Here is a 14,713-nt window from a genome sequence, read left to right as displayed (position 1 = left end):
TGAGTGTAAAAATAAAGATTATAATATTCATTAACTTCGCGATATGATAAAAATCGGAATTTTAGGAGGAGGACAATTAGGTTATATGTTTTTGCAAAATGCATTACAATATCCTTGCGAAATCAGCATCTTAGATCCAGCTGTTGATGCTCCATGCGCGCCACACGCTCATCATTTTGTACAAGGTGATTTTAAAGATTACGAAACGGTTATTGAATTCGGGAAGAATTTGGACGCCATCGGTATCGAAATTGAACATGTAAATGTTGAAGCTTTACGTTATTTAAAATCAATCGGAAAAAAAGTAGTTCCAGATCCAGAAGCGTTAGCTATTATACAAGATAAAGGCGTTCAGAAAGCTTTTTATACCCAAAATAATATTCCGACGGCTCCTTATTTCGAATTAGATAATTGGGAAGATTTTAAATCTAAATCAGATCTAAGTTATCCAATTTTTCAGAAGTCTAAAAAAGATGGTTATGATGGAAAAGGTGTTCAGTTTTTAAAATCTGAAGCTGATCTTGACAAAATGTTACAATCTCCATCAATTTTTGAAACGCCAGCCGATTTAGATCGTGAAATTGCTGTCGTTACAGTTGCCGACCATTTAGGAAATATCGTTACATATCCAACAGTTGAATTCGTCATTAATGAAGAGTACAATTTGTTGGATTATTTATTAATACCAAGTTCATTATCAAAAGAAGTAACAGATCGTGCGGAAGCAATTGCGCGTGATGTTGTAAAAGCATTGAATTCTCCTGGAGTTTTTGCTGTAGAAATGTTCTTGAACAAAGATCAATCGATTTGGGTTAATGAAACAGCTTCACGTGTTCATAACTCAGGTCATTCAACAATTGAAGGAGCATATTCATCTCAATTTGATCAAATGTTACGCACCTTAATGGAATTACCTTTAGGTTCTACCCAATTATTTACAACATCAGCTATGGTTAATTTAATCGGTGCTGAAGGTGAAACAGGACCAGCTGTAATTGAAAACGTTGAAACATTATTACAAATCCCAGGAACATTTTTGCATTGGTATGCGAAAGCGATTACTAAACCAGGTCGTAAAATGGGACATGTAACATTAGTAAACGATAATATCGAACAATTAAAACAAAACATAAAACAAGTCAACGAAACGATTCGCGTCGTTTCAAAAAAGTAAACAACTATGGTAGGAATTATAATGGGGAGTGATAGTGATTTACCTATCATGAAACAAGCCGCTGAAGTTTTAACAGAATTAAATATTCCGTTCGAATTGACAATTGTTTCTGCACACCGTACGCCAGAGCGAATGTTTGATTATGCAAAAACTGCACACAAACGTGGAATCAATGTTATTATCGCAGGTGCCGGTGGAGCAGCACATTTACCAGGTATGGTTGCTTCGATTACACCTTTGCCTGTAATTGGTGTTCCGATTAAATCTTCTAATTCGATTGACGGTTGGGATTCTATCTTATCAATCTTACAGATGCCAAATGGAATTCCGGTTGCTACAGTTGCTGTAAATGCGGCTAAGAATGCGGGAATCCTTGCAGCTCGTACATTAGGAGCAACGAATCCAGAGATTCAGCAACGTATGATTCAATATCAACAAGATTTACAAAAAGCAGTTGAAGCTAAGATTGAAATCGTAAAAGTAGAATATCCTAATGGATTTGATTAATTAAATATTTCTATGTATAAAAAGACAGGAGGTGGGCGTATAGGTGAATTAAACTTGACTTATCCATTTTTAAAGATTATCGTCGAAAAAGAATTAATTCAATTGAAACCTTTTCTGGGAAGTAGTTGGAAATTTACACCTGAAGATGTTCTTTCAATTGAACCAACTATAATTTTATTTACAAGTGGAATTAAAATAAACCATATTAAAAAAGGATATGAAAATCGCATTGTCTTTTATACATCTAATCCAAACCAATTAATAGAAACAATTCAGGAAATTGGATTTATACCAAAAGCTAAACCACTCAAATGAGTGGTTTTTTTTTATTTCGTAAAATCGAATACTGCTTTAGTTTGTAAATTATCTGTTGTACGATGTACTTTTTGATCAATCTCATACACATACAGCTCAACCCTATCGTTTACTTTCGCATCTTTAATTGTCCCTGTAAAAGCTTTTAAATTATTAGAAGAAAGTGTTCCTTTTATATCCCACGTTCTTATTCCGTCAATTAAAGTTAAGCTCCCTGTTAAAGAAGTTAAATTAATATTAGACTTCATTTTTTTCAATTTAGTATTAGCATCGTTCGATAAAACTACATTTAATACATCTCCGCTTCCTTGTACAATCGCGTGATTGATATCTTTAGTTGTAGAAAAATCATTTAATGCTTCTAATAAATCAACATTAGATTTAATTTTTAATAAGTAGACATCATCTATTTGTTTAGATTCCCATAAAGAAGTTTCTGTTACAATCTGGGCAGATACAATTGAAGTAAATAAAATAGATAAACTAATACATAGTTTATACAATGTAGTTTGGATCATAGTTTAAGTTTTGGTTACTACAAATATATAGAAATAAAAAAAGCGTTTGAAAATTACTCTTCAAACGCTTCGATTAAGATTACTCTTAATAAACTAAACTATTTCAAAATAAAAAAAGCATCCATTACTGAATGCTTTTTTTGTAGTCCCTAGGGGAATCGAACCCCTCTTTCTAGAATGAAAATCTAGTGTCCTAACCGATAGACGAAGGGACCGCCTTTCTGTTATTTTTTATTGCAGTGCAAAGATAAACATCTTTTTTAATCCTGCAAATAAAGTTTAAATATTTTTTAAATATTTTTTTGTCACTTATAAATTTGTAGTCCCTAGGGGAATCGAACCCCTCTTTCTAGAATGAAAATCTAGTGTCCTAACCGATAGACGAAGGGACCTAATTTCAAATTTATATATTTATGACTTTAAATATTATTAAAGAACGTCTTTTTTATTGGTTCTAATAGTATTTTTTGGTGGGATTTAGAGAAAAGTCGATGTATAATTCGAATAATATGAACCAAGTGAATTATACAGCGACATTTTCATTTCCCGATTAAACATCAACAAATGTTTAACCTTTACAAACAAAACACAAAAAACAATTTCCTTTACACAGTATTTAAACTGGTTGTTGTAATCAACAACTATGAACAAGGAAAAAAAAGATTGCATATTTCAGCAATCTATCTATTAATTTGTAGTCCCTAGGGGAATCGAACCCCTCTTTCTAGAATGAAAATCTAGTGTCCTAACCGATAGACGAAGGGACCACTTGTATGATTATTAAGCTAATCCCGCGATGTGCTTAGCTAACTTAGATTTTAAGTTTGAAGCTTTATTCTTGTGAATAATGTTTCTTTTAGCTAATTTATCAATCATTGAAGATACTTTAGGGAAAACTGTTTCCGCTTCATTTTTATCTTCAGTACCTCTTAAAGCTTTGATAGCTGTACGAGCTGATTTGTGGTAATATTTATTACGATCGCGTCTAACCGCTGATTGTCTAATTCTTTTTAATGCTGACTTATGATTTGCCATAACCTTTAATCTCTTTCTATTTTAGTTCGGCAAAGATAAAAACAAATATTCTATCTAGCCAAAATAATTTTAGTTAATATTTTAAAAATATATCTTGAGTAGCCCATAGGAGAATCGAACTCCTGCTTCCAGAATGAAAATCTGATGTCCTAACCACTAGACGAATGGGCCATTCCGTCGCATTTGATGTTGTTATCAAAAGCGAGTGCAAATTTAGACGTTTTTTTTATACTTCCAAATTTTTTTGTGATTTTTTCACGTTAATTTATGTGTTAAATTTTGTTAAAGAAGTTAATATAATGTAAAAAGAGCCCAATTATATTAAATGTTTATTATTAATCTAATATATTTGAGCTACTTGAATAAAAGATATAACGAAAAATAAAAATATTATCATGAAAACATCGCTATTAGGTATGGCTACAATAATTTGTACGATGTTCATTACTTCATGTTCATCTTTGACCTCAGTTTCTGAAGTTAAAGAGTACTCTTCTAGAAGTTTTGTTCCACAAACGAGACTTATGGAAACTCAAACTAAATTAATCAACAAACGTGCCAACTTAGAGGTTGAGCCTGTTAACACAAAAGAAGAATCTTCTTCTATGGTTTTGTTAAACAGTGTTTTAGATGAAACGAATAACTTATTCACTGAATTCTTATTAAAAGAAGCTGAAACTTATATTGGTACTCCATACCGATACGGAGGCACAACAAGAAACGGGATTGATTGTTCTGCTTTTGTAAGAAGTGTTTTTGAAACTTTTAATATGAATTTACCTCGTGTTTCTGCTGATCAAGCAAAAGAAGGTCAAAGAATTTCGACTGATGAAGCAAGAGAAGGTGATTTAGTATTCTTCGCTACAAGAGGCGGTGGTCGTGTTTCTCACGTTGGAATTGTACACGGAAGAAACGAGAATGGAGTTTTAACGTTTATTCACTCATCTACATCACAAGGAGTAATTATTACTCCAATTACTGATAGTTATTGGGGAAAAAGATTTTTATACGCTAAAAGAGTTTTATAATACATATCTTTAAAAAAGGGCTTAGAATTTCTAAGCCCTTTTTTATTTATTATTATTTAGGAAAAATAAAACCCCGAAGATTACTTCAGGGTTTTATTTTATTTATTATTTCTTTTTAATCATTAAGAATCCTAAAGCTCCTAATGGTATCATCATACCTATTATATAAAGTAAATTATATTGTAATAACTCTGGAAAATAAATAAGCGTAGCAACTAATCCTACAATCGCACCACCTAAATGTGCCGAGTGTCCTATATTACCTACATTATTCTTCATTCCGTAAACAGAATATCCTAAATATAGAATTCCGAAAATCCATGCAGGAATAGGAATTGCAAAGAAAATTCTTAATTCTAATTCAGGAAAAGCTGCAATCGCTGCAAATAGAATTCCTGAAACTCCTCCAGATGCTCCAACTGCCGAATAATACGACTCATTTTTATGCATAAATAATGAAAGTACATTACCGCCAATAACAGAAGCTAAATATACTAATAAAAACATTCCGTAGCCAAGATTCATATTAACTAATGAATAATCGCCATAAAACATTGATTTTGGACTGGCATAAAATTGAATGATAAAATCTGCAAAGAAGTACAATGTTAACATGTTAAACAATAAGTGCATCATATCAACATGTAAAAATCCTGAGCTCAAGATTCTGTAATGTTCTTTGCGATTTACAATTGGACCAACTTGAAATTTATACTTATCAAAAAAAGCTAAATCGTTAAATCCTTTCCAGCTAATAAGTACATTAAGCCCTATTAATACTAGAACGATAAATGAAACTCCTCCCATATTATTCTTCTACATTATTATCAACACCATCCGTTACTTCATCAAATAAAGTTGGTTGTTGTTCTTCATCTTCTTCGTTAATATCTTCTTCAGGTTCTTCGTATGGTAAAGATTCAAGCGTAACAATATTCTTTAATTTATAAGTTGTAAGCTGATTACCTTGTGCTTTTATTCCTTTTACAGCAATAAATTGCTCAAGATTCACCACTTCTTCTTCTCTTTCTATACCTTTAATTTTAGAAAACTGAAGCTCGATCATAGGAAAATAATCAGTCGAAATAAATTTAATTTCTGACTTTTCATCCTCATTTATAAAGAATACCTGAGTGTTTAAAGTATCTTCTAAAACAAAACGCTTTACAAAATATTTATCTTTTGTACCATCAAAATAGATACAAGTAATTGGTTTTGCTGGTTTCCACTTTTCAATAATCGTCATTTCGTCATCGAAACGATTACCTAAATCAAAAGAAACTAACTTCGCTTCACCTATACTATTAATCGTTAAAATTTTATCATCACCTTTGAAAGAACCTAATAAATCGCCACGTTCGTCAGCATTTAGACGGCGAACAATTGGATCGTACCAAATTTGACGAGGCGCTAAAGTTGAAATACCTTCTTCTTTAAGTTCTATCTTTTTAATTGGATATTTAGTTACTAAATTTCCTTTACTCACACGACCTTTAACCGCTAAATCAGCAAAATCTAAATCAAATTTCAATTTCTTGATTCTTTGATGAGTTTTTAAAATTACTGATACCACTTCCGCTTCACCGTTTGGATTTGCAGAGAAATAAAGCACTTCCGAACCTTTATTTCCGTTTGTTAAATCGTATTCTTTATCACGTGTAATACCGGTTACAGCAAATCTTTTTTGATACGCCGGTCCGTTTTTACCATCACGATAAATTAAATTATAAATTGTTCGTTTATCATTTTTACGCCAAACACCAATATGTATAATTCCTTTACCTACAAAGGTTTTTACATCTACCTTGGTAATTAACATACTACCATCTTGCTTGAAAACGATGATATCATCAATATCAGAACATTCGAAAGCATATTCATCTTTCTTTAAAGATGTGCCGATAAACCCTTCTACTCTATCTACATAGAAACGAGTATTTGCAACAGCTACTTTAGTTGCATCAATATTATCGAACGTACGAATTTCTGTTTTTCGAACTTTATCTTTTCCGTATTTCGTTTTTAAATTCTTAAAATAGTCAACCGCAAAATCAACTAAATTATCTAAGTTATTTTTAACTGCAGCAATTTTATCTTCTAAAGAATCTAAATATTGTTGGGCTTTATCTAAATCGAATTTAGAAATACGCTTGATTTTAATCTCAGTTAAACGAACAATATCTTCTTCTGTTACGTCTCGTAATAAATGAGAAATATGAGGTTGTAAACCTGTATGAATTGCATCGATTACACCTTCCCAAGTTTCCTCTTCTTCGATATCGTGATAAATACGATTTTCGATGAAAATTCTTTCTAACGAAGAAAAATGCCATTGCTCTTGTAATTCATCTAACTCAATTTCTAATTCGCGCTTCAATAACTTTAAAGTATTATCTGTATTGAATCGAAGAATTTCTGAAACTGTTAAAAACTCTGGGTGTTTATCGTTAATAACACATGCATTTGGAGAAATTGAAATCTCACAATCTGTAAATGCATAAAGTGCATCAATTGTTTTATCTGGAGAAATACCAGCCGCTAAATGAACTAAAATTTCAACTTCAGCAGCTGTGTTATCTTCAATCTTTTTGATTTTGATTTTACCTTTATCATTGGCTTTCAAAATCGAATCAATTAAAGATCCTGTAGTTGTACCATAAGGAATCTCAGTAATTTTTAGAAGAGTTTTATCTTCTTGTGAAATTTTAGCACGAACCCTAACCTTTCCTCCACGTAATCCATCATTATAGTCTGAAACATCAATTAATCCAGCTGTTTGAAAATCTGGAAATACCTGAAATTTCTTTCCTCTAAGATGTGCGATTGAAGCATCAATTAACTCATTGAAATTGTGAGGTAATATCTTTGTGGATAAACCAACTGCAATACCTTCTACTCCTTGTGCTAATAGCAATGGAAATTTTATAGGTAAATCGATAGGCTCTTTATTACGACCATCATAAGATGGTTGCCATTCTGTAGTTTTTGGATTGAAGACGACTTCTAAAGCAAATTTTGTTAATCTCGCCTCGATATAACGAGCCGCTGCTGCACGGTCACCAGTATAAACGTTACCCCAGTTTCCTTGCATATCTATTAACAAATCCTTTTGTCCAACCTGAACAATTGCATCAGAAATTGCTCCATCACCGTGTGGATGGTATTTCATCGTATTACCTACGATATTGGCTACCTTATTATAACGACCGTCTTCTAACTCGCGCATTGAATGCAGAATACGACGTTGTACAGGCTTTAATCCATCATAAATAGATGGAATTGCACGTTCTAAAATCACATAAGAGGCATAATCAAGAAACCATTCCTGGTACATTCCTGATACTTTCTTGATACTCTCTTCTTCTATATGCATATTATGCTAATTTGATCCTAATTGTAATTTATTTTGTTGAATAATTTTATCTAGTTCTGAAATAATAATATTTCTTTCTAATTTACTAGATATTGATAAATTAAATTTAACTTTAACAATACTTGACTTTCCTTTTTTACTATTTACCATTAAAACTAAATTATCATTTAGCACTCCATTACTAAGCTCATAATTGTTAATTTTATATTTAGGTAAATCAATTTTCTTTTCTTTACTCGATAAAAATGAAAACGGGCCTACTCTTTTAACTATCAAAGTTAATCCTTCTCCACTTGTATCAAATTCATAATAATATAATCCCTTCAACATTAAATAAGATAAAGCTGTAAATATTATTACACTTAAATATATCTGTTCATATTCAATATTAAAAGAGAATATATTATTATAGAGTAATCCCCAAATTGTTAATAATACTATCAATACTCCATATATAAAAGGTATATACCTTTTTAATCTTTTATTATTTAACTTCATTGATATTATAAATTATATTTCATTTGTCACCATATCTAGGGATAAGTTGTTTATAATAAATTCTTGTCTTGTGGGTGTGTTTTTTCCCATATAAAATTCTAGCATTTGGTCGATAGAACTGTCTTTTCCAATCATTACTGGCTCTAAACGAATATCTTTCCCGATAAAGTTTTTGAACTCGTCTGGCGAAATTTCTCCAAGCCCTTTGAAGCGAGTAATCTCTGGATTTTTACCCAAAGAATTAATTGCATCAATTCTCTCTTGATCAGTATAACAGTATCTAGTTTCCTTCTTATTGCGCACCCTAAATAAAGGAGTTTGTAATATATATAAGTGTCCTTCTTTTATCAATTCTGGAAAGAATTGTAAGAAGAATGTAATTGCAAGTAGACGAATGTGCATTCCATCAACATCAGCATCGGTAGCAATAACTACGTTGTTGTAACGTAAATCTTCTAAACCTTCTTCAATATTTAAAGCTGCTTGTAAAAGATTGAATTCTTCGTTTTCGTAAACAATTTTCTTTGTTAATCCATAAGAATTCAACGGTTTTCCTCTTAAACTAAAAACAGCTTGTGTTTCTGGATTTCTACTTTTTGTAATTGATCCTGATGCCGAATCACCCTCGGTAATAAAAATAGTAGTATCTAAACGTAATTGTGCCTTTGGATCATTATAATGTTGACGACAATCTCTTAATTTTTTATTATGTAAACTTACTTTCTTCGCGCGTTCACGAGCTAATTTACGTATACCCGAAAGCTCTTTACGCTCTGTTTCAGATTGTTTAATCTTACGTTCTAAAGCCTGAGCTACTTCTGGATGTTTGTGTAAATAGTTATCTAAATTCGTTTTAACGAAATCATTAATAAATGTACGAACTGTAGTCATACCTGGTCCAATTTCGTTTGAACCTAATTTTGTCTTAGTCTGAGATTCGAATACCGGCTCAATAACTTTTATAGAGACTGCACTGATAATAGATTTTCTAACATCTGCTGGATCATAGTTTTTATTATAAAACTCTCTCACTGTTTTAGCAATCGCTTCTTTAAAAGCTGTTAAATGCGTTCCACCTTGCGTTGTATTTTGACCGTTAACAAATGAATAATATGTTTCTGAATATGATTTTGAACTATGTGTTAAAGCAATTTCGATATCTTCACCACGTAAGTGAATGATGTCGTAAATCGTTTCATCCTCAATATTATCGCGTAATAAATCTTTTAAACCTTCTGTCGAATAGAACTCTTCACCATTGAATGTAATTTTCAAACCTGGATTCAAATACACGTAGTTTTTCAACATACGTTCGATGTATTCTTTTCTGAATTTAAAATTTAAAAATATATTTTTATCTGGAACGAAAGTAATCTTAGTTCCTTTGCGTAATGTAGTTTCTTTTTCTTCTTCTTGATTAGTTAACTCACCTTTTGAAAATTCTGCTATACGAGTTTTTCCATCACGAACAGATTGCACTTTAAAGTAAGTTGATAACGCATTAACCGCCTTTGTTCCAACACCATTAAGTCCCACAGATTTCTTAAATGCTTGTGAATCGTATTTACCTCCGGTATTCATTTTAGAAACAGCATCTACCATTTTCCCTAAAGGAATACCACGACCGTAGTCACGAATCGTCACCTCATCCTCGCGAAGATTAATTTCAACTGTTTTTCCTGCGCCCATAACGAACTCATCAATACAGTTATCAATAATCTCTTTAAGTAAAATATAAATTCCGTCGTCTTGAGAAGATCCGTCCCCTAACTTACCGATATACATCCCCGGACGCATACGAATATGTTCTTTCCAGTCTAAGGTTTTAATATTATCTTCTGTGTAATTGACTTGATTTAATTCAGACATTGGCGTTTATCGTATTAGAATTCTGTAATTTACAAATTTAGTAAAAAAATACTTAAATCTTTTTGGTAACTTTATTCTTTAATCATTGAAATAAAAATATCAAACTCTTACATACCGAAATTACATTAGCTATGAATTCCAAATTACCTCATTTAGAAACTACTATATTCACAGCGATGAGCAAGCTTGCGAACGAAAATCAGGCGATAAATCTTGCACAAGGTTTTCCTGATTTCGATCCACACTCATCATTAATAGAGAGTTTAAATTATTATTCGTACCAAAATTACAATCAATACGCGCCAATGATTGGCGTTGAAAAATTAAGAAATTTTATTGTTGCTAAAGTTGAAAAGCTTCACCAAACAGTTTATCATCCTGAAAATGAAGTTACAATTACAAACGGAGCAAGTCAAGCTATCTTTACAGCTATTGCTGCTGTTATTGAAAAAGGTGATGAAGTAATTATTTTTGAACCTGCATATGATTTGTATAAACCTGCGGTTGAAATGTTTGGTGGTATTGTAAAACCAATACGACTAACATATCCTAATTATACAATTGATTATACGAAGTTGAAAGAATTAATAACTGATAAAACCAAACTCGTAATCTTTAACAATCCGAATAATCCTTCTGGTAAAATATTTACGAAAGATGATTTAATTCAAATTGAAACTATCTTAAAAGATAAAAATTGCTACATCATAAGCGATGAAGTGTATGAACATATGACTTTTGACCAAAAAGAACATCAAAGTTTTGCTAGAATACCATCTTTAAAAGACAGAATATTTATTACTGCATCTTTCGGTAAACTATGTCATGTAACCGGGTGGAAAGTTGGCTATGTTTTAGCTGGCGCTGAATTGATGAAAGAATTTAGAAAAGTACATCAGTTTAATGTATTTTCTGTACATACACCCTCACAGTATGCAATTGCAAATTATTTAGATGATGAACATAATTATCAAGAGTTGAACGATTTTTTCCAACAAAAAAGAGATTATTTTGTAAATGGGTTATCAACAACAAGGTTTGAAATTATCCCTTCGGAAGGAACATATTTTGTTTCGGCAAATTATAAAAATTATTCAGATTTAAATGATCGCGCTTTCGCTGAGGAATTGACAATTAAAAATAAAGTAGCTACGATTCCTTTTTCAGCATTTTATCATGATAAGTTTGATGAAAATGTAATTCGTTTCTGTTTTGCAAAACAAGAAGAAACTTTAGACGCAGCCTTAGAACGTTTAAATAAATTATAAATAAAAGTCCCAATCGAAAGATTGGGACTTTTATTATTATTTCTTAATCACTTTTTTAGAAATCACTTCGGTGTCATTATAGAAGTTTACAATATAAATTCCTTTAGCTAATGACGAAATATTTACATCTGATTGATTTACCTCAGCAACTAGTTTTCCTGATAAATCAAATATTTTGATTTTCTGTATTTTTTCTAATCCTGAAATTTTTACAATATTATTATCTTGATATATCACTGGTTTTACTTTATCTACATTAATTGTTGATAAAGCTGATTGCTCAACAATAACATCATCTATAGCTACATAAAATATATCTTCGCAATCATAATGTCTAAAAACAAATTGCACGTCTTGCCCTGCATATTCTGAAATATCAACACTTACAATTTTAGCTTCTTCATAATATCCTGCATCTAATGTTTCTTCGAAAACTGGAATTTCTGAACCTGTAAATTCAGTATTTGCAGGAATAACATAAACTGCATAATGTTCTTCAAACAATTCATCATCTCCGGCAGCAACTTTAAATTTTAACGCCAATTCGCCATCAGTTGGTAAAGTCACTATTGGGCTTTTTAAAGTGTTATCTGGAGTAAAAGCTTGTAAATACCAAGAAAATGAAAAAGCTGCATCACCACTAAAAGAAGGAACTTCGTTTAATGCCGCATTTAAATATTCCCAAGTATCTCCATCATTATCCAATTCATCAATCATCCACAAATCTCTGGTAGAAGGCTCATCAAAATTTTCTTGAAAAACTATTGTTTGTCCAAATGAAAAAGACCCTAATAAAATAGAACCTAAAAAGAATAGATTTTTAATCATACTATATTTTTTTAATGTAATTCAATGTTAATTGCGTCAAATATAAACATAAAAAAGCCCTAACCAAGAGATTAGGGCTCAAAAAATATTTAGATGGATTTTCTTATACGTTAAATAAGAAGTGCATAATATCACCGTCTTGAACGATGTATGCTTTTCCTTCTACATTTAATTTTCCTGCCTCACGACATTTAGCTTCAGATCCGTAAGTAACGAAATCTTCAAACTTAATAACCTCAGCACGGATGAAACCTTTCTCAAAATCAGTGTGGATAACTCCAGCCGCTTGTGGTCCAGTTGAACCTTTTTTGATTGTCCAAGCTCTAACTTCCTTAACACCTGCAGTGAAGTAAGTTTCTAAATCTAATAAAGTATAAGCTGAAACAATTAAACGATTTACACCTGGTTCTGTTAATCCTAATTCTTCTAAGAAAATTTGACGCTCCTCGAAAGTTTCTAATTCATTGATATCTGCTTCGATTTGTGCTGCTAAAACTAAAACTTCAGCATTCTCATCTTTTACAGACTCTTTCACTTTCTCAACCCATTCGTTACCATCTTTTGCATCAGATTCGTCTACGTTACACAAGTATAAAACTGGTTTTGCAGTAATTAACTGTAAAGAATCAACAATTTCTTGTCCTTTTTCGTCTAATTCCATTACACGAACATTCTTTAAGTCTTCTAAATGAGCAGTAACAGCTGTTAAAACTTCAACTACTTTTTGCTCATCTTTATTACCAGCTTTAGCCGCTTTCTTAGATTTATCGATACGTTTTGTAACTGTATCTAAATCTTTTAATTGTAACTCGATGTCGATTGTTTCTTTGTCTCGAATTGGATTTACTGAACCATCAACGTGTGTAATGTTTTCATTTTCGAAACAACGTAAAACGTGGATAATTGCGTTACACTCACGGATATTACCTAAGAATTGATTTCCTAAACCTTCTCCTTTACTCGCTCCTTTCACTAAACCAGCAATATCTACAATTTCTACAACTGCAGGTACAACGCGCTCAGGATTTACAATTTCTTCTAATTTGTATAAACGAGGATCAGGAACTGAAACTGTTCCAACATTTGGTTCAATTGTACAGAAAGGATAGTTTGCCGATTGCGCTTTTGCATTCGATAAACAGTTAAATAAAGTCGATTTACCTACGTTTGGCAATCCAACGATTCCACATTTCATATATGATGATTCTTTTTATTAATACTTATCAATCAGAATGATATTCTGATAAAATCTGTGCAAAGATAATGATTTCCATCAAAGATTACTAAACGTAATTATCTAACCCATTTAACAAGAACACTTCGACCATTAAAGCTTTTAAATTTTCCATTAAAACAATCGCACTCTTCTATATATTGCATCTGATAGCGATTATAAGTTTTATTGTAATTCTGTTTTCTAAAATTTAATTGAGGATACTTAAATAAGATCGAATCACCATAATCAGTATCGAATCCATCATTATAATCAAAAACAATTTGTAAATTTTTACCTAAATCTAAAGAAATCACTGCTGAATCTGAAATAAATCCATCTTCGCCATTGTCTTCATAACCTAAAAATACTTGATGCCAATCTCCTTTCAACGATTTAATTTTCGTGGAACAACTTGTTGTAAATAATAAAACAAACAGAAGTAAAAGATTTATTTTCATATCAGTAGTTTTTTAATCCATAAAAAGATACTACTTTCTAATTAAAATTTATAAACTTATACATACATTTACTCTACTAAATTTATAGAGATTATGAAATTTAAAACAATCTTATTCAGCCTATTTATTACTATCGCAGGAATTGTACAAGCACAAACTGCTGAAGAAATAATGAACACCGCTTATAATCAAGCCAAGATAGAAAACAAAAATGTTTTCTTAATCTTTCATGCATCTTGGTGTGGATGGTGTAAAAAGATGGAAAAGAATATGGATGATCCTTTGGTTAAAGAATATTTTGATAGCAATTACGTAAAAGCTTTTGTAACTGTGGAAGAGCGTGGCGAAAAAGTTAAACTTAATACAACGAACGGAGATCTTTTACTTGACAAAGTTGGAGGAAAAGGCCAAGGATTACCTTTTTGGGTAATTTTAGATGAAAAAGGAAATGTTTTAAAAGATTCTAGAATTAATGGTGAAAATGTTGGTGGACCAGCTTCTGAAAAAGAAGTGGATTATTTAATCTCGACTTTAGAACCAACATCTAAAAACCTAAAAATAGATACTGAAAAAATTAAAGAAGTCTTTATATTAAAGAAAAAATCTTAATTGAATATAAAAAGCCA

At 31.3% G+C, this 14,713-nt stretch carries 15 protein-coding genes and 4 tRNA genes; 6 read left to right on the top strand and 13 right to left on the bottom strand.

The annotated features are described in order from the left end of the window. Positions 1 to 43 precede the first annotated feature (43 nt). From EAH69_RS04765 to EAH69_RS04755, 3 genes are read left to right on the top strand one after another with little or no spacing between them, the layout of a single operon-like run. The gene (locus EAH69_RS04765; protein ID WP_121934041.1) at positions 44 to 1,174 is read left to right on the top strand and encodes a 5-(carboxyamino)imidazole ribonucleotide synthase; all 1,131 of its coding nucleotides are present in this window, start codon (positions 44 to 46) and stop codon (positions 1,172 to 1,174) included. A gap of 6 nt (positions 1,175 to 1,180) precedes the next feature. After that, positions 1,181 to 1,681: a 5-(carboxyamino)imidazole ribonucleotide mutase gene (gene purE / locus EAH69_RS04760; protein WP_121934040.1), complete on the top strand. Its 501-nt coding sequence runs from the start codon at positions 1,181 to 1,183 to the stop codon at positions 1,679 to 1,681. Positions 1,682 to 1,693: 12 nt separating this feature from the next. After that, the gene (locus EAH69_RS04755; protein WP_121934039.1) at positions 1,694 to 1,996 is read left to right on the top strand and encodes a hypothetical protein; all 303 of its coding nucleotides are present in this window, start codon (positions 1,694 to 1,696) and stop codon (positions 1,994 to 1,996) included. Between the two features lie 11 nt (positions 1,997 to 2,007). Here the strand turns inward: EAH69_RS04755 and EAH69_RS04750 are convergent, their stop codons facing one another. The 6 genes from EAH69_RS04750 to EAH69_RS04725 form a co-directional block, all read right to left on the bottom strand. Further along, positions 2,008 to 2,514 (bottom strand): PCC domain-containing protein, encoded by a 507-nt coding sequence (locus EAH69_RS04750; RefSeq protein ID WP_121934038.1) that lies wholly within the window; start codon positions 2,512 to 2,514, stop codon positions 2,008 to 2,010. A gap of 143 nt (positions 2,515 to 2,657) precedes the next feature. Beyond that, positions 2,658 to 2,729 (bottom strand) — tRNA-Glu (locus EAH69_RS04745). Between the two features lie 105 nt (positions 2,730 to 2,834). Next, positions 2,835 to 2,906 (bottom strand) — tRNA-Glu (locus EAH69_RS04740). 303 nt (positions 2,907 to 3,209) lie between these two features. Further along, positions 3,210 to 3,281, bottom strand: a tRNA-Glu gene (locus tag EAH69_RS04735). Between the two features lie 13 nt (positions 3,282 to 3,294). Continuing rightward, positions 3,295 to 3,549: a 30S ribosomal protein S20 gene (gene rpsT, locus EAH69_RS04730; protein WP_121934037.1), complete on the bottom strand. Its 255-nt coding sequence runs from the start codon at positions 3,547 to 3,549 to the stop codon at positions 3,295 to 3,297. Positions 3,550 to 3,648: 99 nt separating this feature from the next. Beyond that, positions 3,649 to 3,720: transfer RNA gene (locus tag EAH69_RS04725), tRNA-Glu, on the bottom strand. Positions 3,721 to 3,944: 224 nt separating this feature from the next. Here EAH69_RS04725 and EAH69_RS04720 point away from each other — a divergent pair. After that, positions 3,945 to 4,577 (top strand): C40 family peptidase, encoded by a 633-nt coding sequence (locus EAH69_RS04720; RefSeq protein WP_121934036.1) that lies wholly within the window; start codon positions 3,945 to 3,947, stop codon positions 4,575 to 4,577. 105 nt (positions 4,578 to 4,682) lie between these two features. Here EAH69_RS04720 and EAH69_RS04715 read toward each other — a convergent pair whose 3' ends face one another. From EAH69_RS04715 to EAH69_RS04700, 4 genes are read right to left on the bottom strand one after another with little or no spacing between them, the layout of a single operon-like run. Next, the gene (locus tag EAH69_RS04715) at positions 4,683 to 5,384 is read right to left on the bottom strand and encodes a rhomboid family intramembrane serine protease (RefSeq protein WP_121934035.1); all 702 of its coding nucleotides are present in this window, start codon (positions 5,382 to 5,384) and stop codon (positions 4,683 to 4,685) included. Between the two features lies 1 nt (position 5,385). Continuing rightward, complete coding sequence (locus tag EAH69_RS04710; RefSeq protein WP_121934034.1) at positions 5,386 to 7,950, bottom strand: DNA gyrase/topoisomerase IV subunit A; 2,565 nt, start codon at positions 7,948 to 7,950, stop codon at positions 5,386 to 5,388. 6 nt (positions 7,951 to 7,956) lie between these two features. After that, positions 7,957 to 8,448 carry a hypothetical protein gene (locus EAH69_RS04705; protein ID WP_121934033.1) on the bottom strand — a complete coding sequence of 164 codons (492 nt, stop codon included), beginning with the start codon at positions 8,446 to 8,448 and terminating at the stop codon, positions 7,957 to 7,959. Positions 8,449 to 8,460: 12 nt separating this feature from the next. Then, complete coding sequence (locus EAH69_RS04700; protein WP_121934032.1) at positions 8,461 to 10,317, bottom strand: DNA topoisomerase IV subunit B; 1,857 nt, start codon at positions 10,315 to 10,317, stop codon at positions 8,461 to 8,463. 131 nt (positions 10,318 to 10,448) lie between these two features. Between EAH69_RS04700 and EAH69_RS04695 the strand changes: the two genes are divergently transcribed. After that, the gene (locus EAH69_RS04695; protein ID WP_121934031.1) at positions 10,449 to 11,585 is read left to right on the top strand and encodes a methionine aminotransferase; all 1,137 of its coding nucleotides are present in this window, start codon (positions 10,449 to 10,451) and stop codon (positions 11,583 to 11,585) included. Between the two features lie 36 nt (positions 11,586 to 11,621). Here the strand turns inward: EAH69_RS04695 and EAH69_RS04690 are convergent, their stop codons facing one another. From EAH69_RS04690 to EAH69_RS04680, 3 genes are all read right to left on the bottom strand, one after another. Further along, positions 11,622 to 12,413 carry a T9SS-dependent choice-of-anchor J family protein gene (locus EAH69_RS04690; RefSeq protein WP_121934030.1) on the bottom strand — a complete coding sequence of 264 codons (792 nt, stop codon included), beginning with the start codon at positions 12,411 to 12,413 and terminating at the stop codon, positions 11,622 to 11,624. A 103-nt stretch (positions 12,414 to 12,516) separates the two neighbouring features. Further along, a complete protein-coding gene (gene ychF / locus EAH69_RS04685; RefSeq protein ID WP_121934029.1) occupies positions 12,517 to 13,608 on the bottom strand; it encodes a redox-regulated ATPase YchF in 1,092 nt (363 codons plus the stop codon). A gap of 98 nt (positions 13,609 to 13,706) precedes the next feature. After that, entirely contained in the window at positions 13,707 to 14,087 is a 381-nt protein-coding gene (locus EAH69_RS04680; protein WP_147439087.1) for a hypothetical protein, read from the bottom strand. Positions 14,088 to 14,180: 93 nt separating this feature from the next. Here EAH69_RS04680 and EAH69_RS04675 point away from each other — a divergent pair, with 93 nt between their 5' ends. Beyond that, positions 14,181 to 14,696, top strand: coding sequence for a thioredoxin family protein (locus tag EAH69_RS04675; RefSeq protein ID WP_121934027.1), 516 nt, complete (start codon positions 14,181 to 14,183; stop codon positions 14,694 to 14,696). Positions 14,697 to 14,713 lie beyond the last annotated feature (17 nt).

Origin of the sequence: Faecalibacter macacae (assembly GCF_003687725.1) — a bacterium.
In the GTDB taxonomy this organism is placed as follows: domain Bacteria; phylum Bacteroidota; class Bacteroidia; order Flavobacteriales; family Weeksellaceae; genus Empedobacter; species Empedobacter macacae.
The sequence above is the reverse complement of the archived record's forward strand: the minus strand, read 5'-3'. Positions and strand labels throughout refer to the sequence as shown.

Coding starts and splice junctions, on each gene's coding strand:
- EAH69_RS04765 (WP_121934041.1), top strand. CDS start 44: ATGATAAAAATCGGAATTTTAGGAGGAGGACAATTAGGTTATATGTTT.
- purE (WP_121934040.1), top strand. CDS start 1,181: ATGGTAGGAATTATAATGGGGAGTGATAGTGATTTACCTATCATGAAA.
- EAH69_RS04755 (WP_121934039.1), top strand. CDS start 1,694: ATGTATAAAAAGACAGGAGGTGGGCGTATAGGTGAATTAAACTTGACT.
- EAH69_RS04750 (WP_121934038.1), bottom strand. CDS start 2,514: ATGATCCAAACTACATTGTATAAACTATGTATTAGTTTATCTATTTTA.
- rpsT (WP_121934037.1), bottom strand. CDS start 3,549: ATGGCAAATCATAAGTCAGCATTAAAAAGAATTAGACAATCAGCGGTT.
- EAH69_RS04720 (WP_121934036.1), top strand. CDS start 3,945: ATGAAAACATCGCTATTAGGTATGGCTACAATAATTTGTACGATGTTC.
- EAH69_RS04715 (WP_121934035.1), bottom strand. CDS start 5,384: ATGGGAGGAGTTTCATTTATCGTTCTAGTATTAATAGGGCTTAATGTA.
- EAH69_RS04710 (WP_121934034.1), bottom strand. CDS start 7,950: ATGCATATAGAAGAAGAGAGTATCAAGAAAGTATCAGGAATGTACCAG.
- EAH69_RS04705 (WP_121934033.1), bottom strand. CDS start 8,448: ATGAAGTTAAATAATAAAAGATTAAAAAGGTATATACCTTTTATATAT.
- EAH69_RS04700 (WP_121934032.1), bottom strand. CDS start 10,317: ATGTCTGAATTAAATCAAGTCAATTACACAGAAGATAATATTAAAACC.
- EAH69_RS04695 (WP_121934031.1), top strand. CDS start 10,449: ATGAATTCCAAATTACCTCATTTAGAAACTACTATATTCACAGCGATG.
- EAH69_RS04690 (WP_121934030.1), bottom strand. CDS start 12,413: ATGATTAAAAATCTATTCTTTTTAGGTTCTATTTTATTAGGGTCTTTT.
- ychF (WP_121934029.1), bottom strand. CDS start 13,608: ATGAAATGTGGAATCGTTGGATTGCCAAACGTAGGTAAATCGACTTTA.
- EAH69_RS04680 (WP_147439087.1), bottom strand. CDS start 14,087: ATGAAAATAAATCTTTTACTTCTGTTTGTTTTATTATTTACAACAAGT.
- EAH69_RS04675 (WP_121934027.1), top strand. CDS start 14,181: ATGAAATTTAAAACAATCTTATTCAGCCTATTTATTACTATCGCAGGA.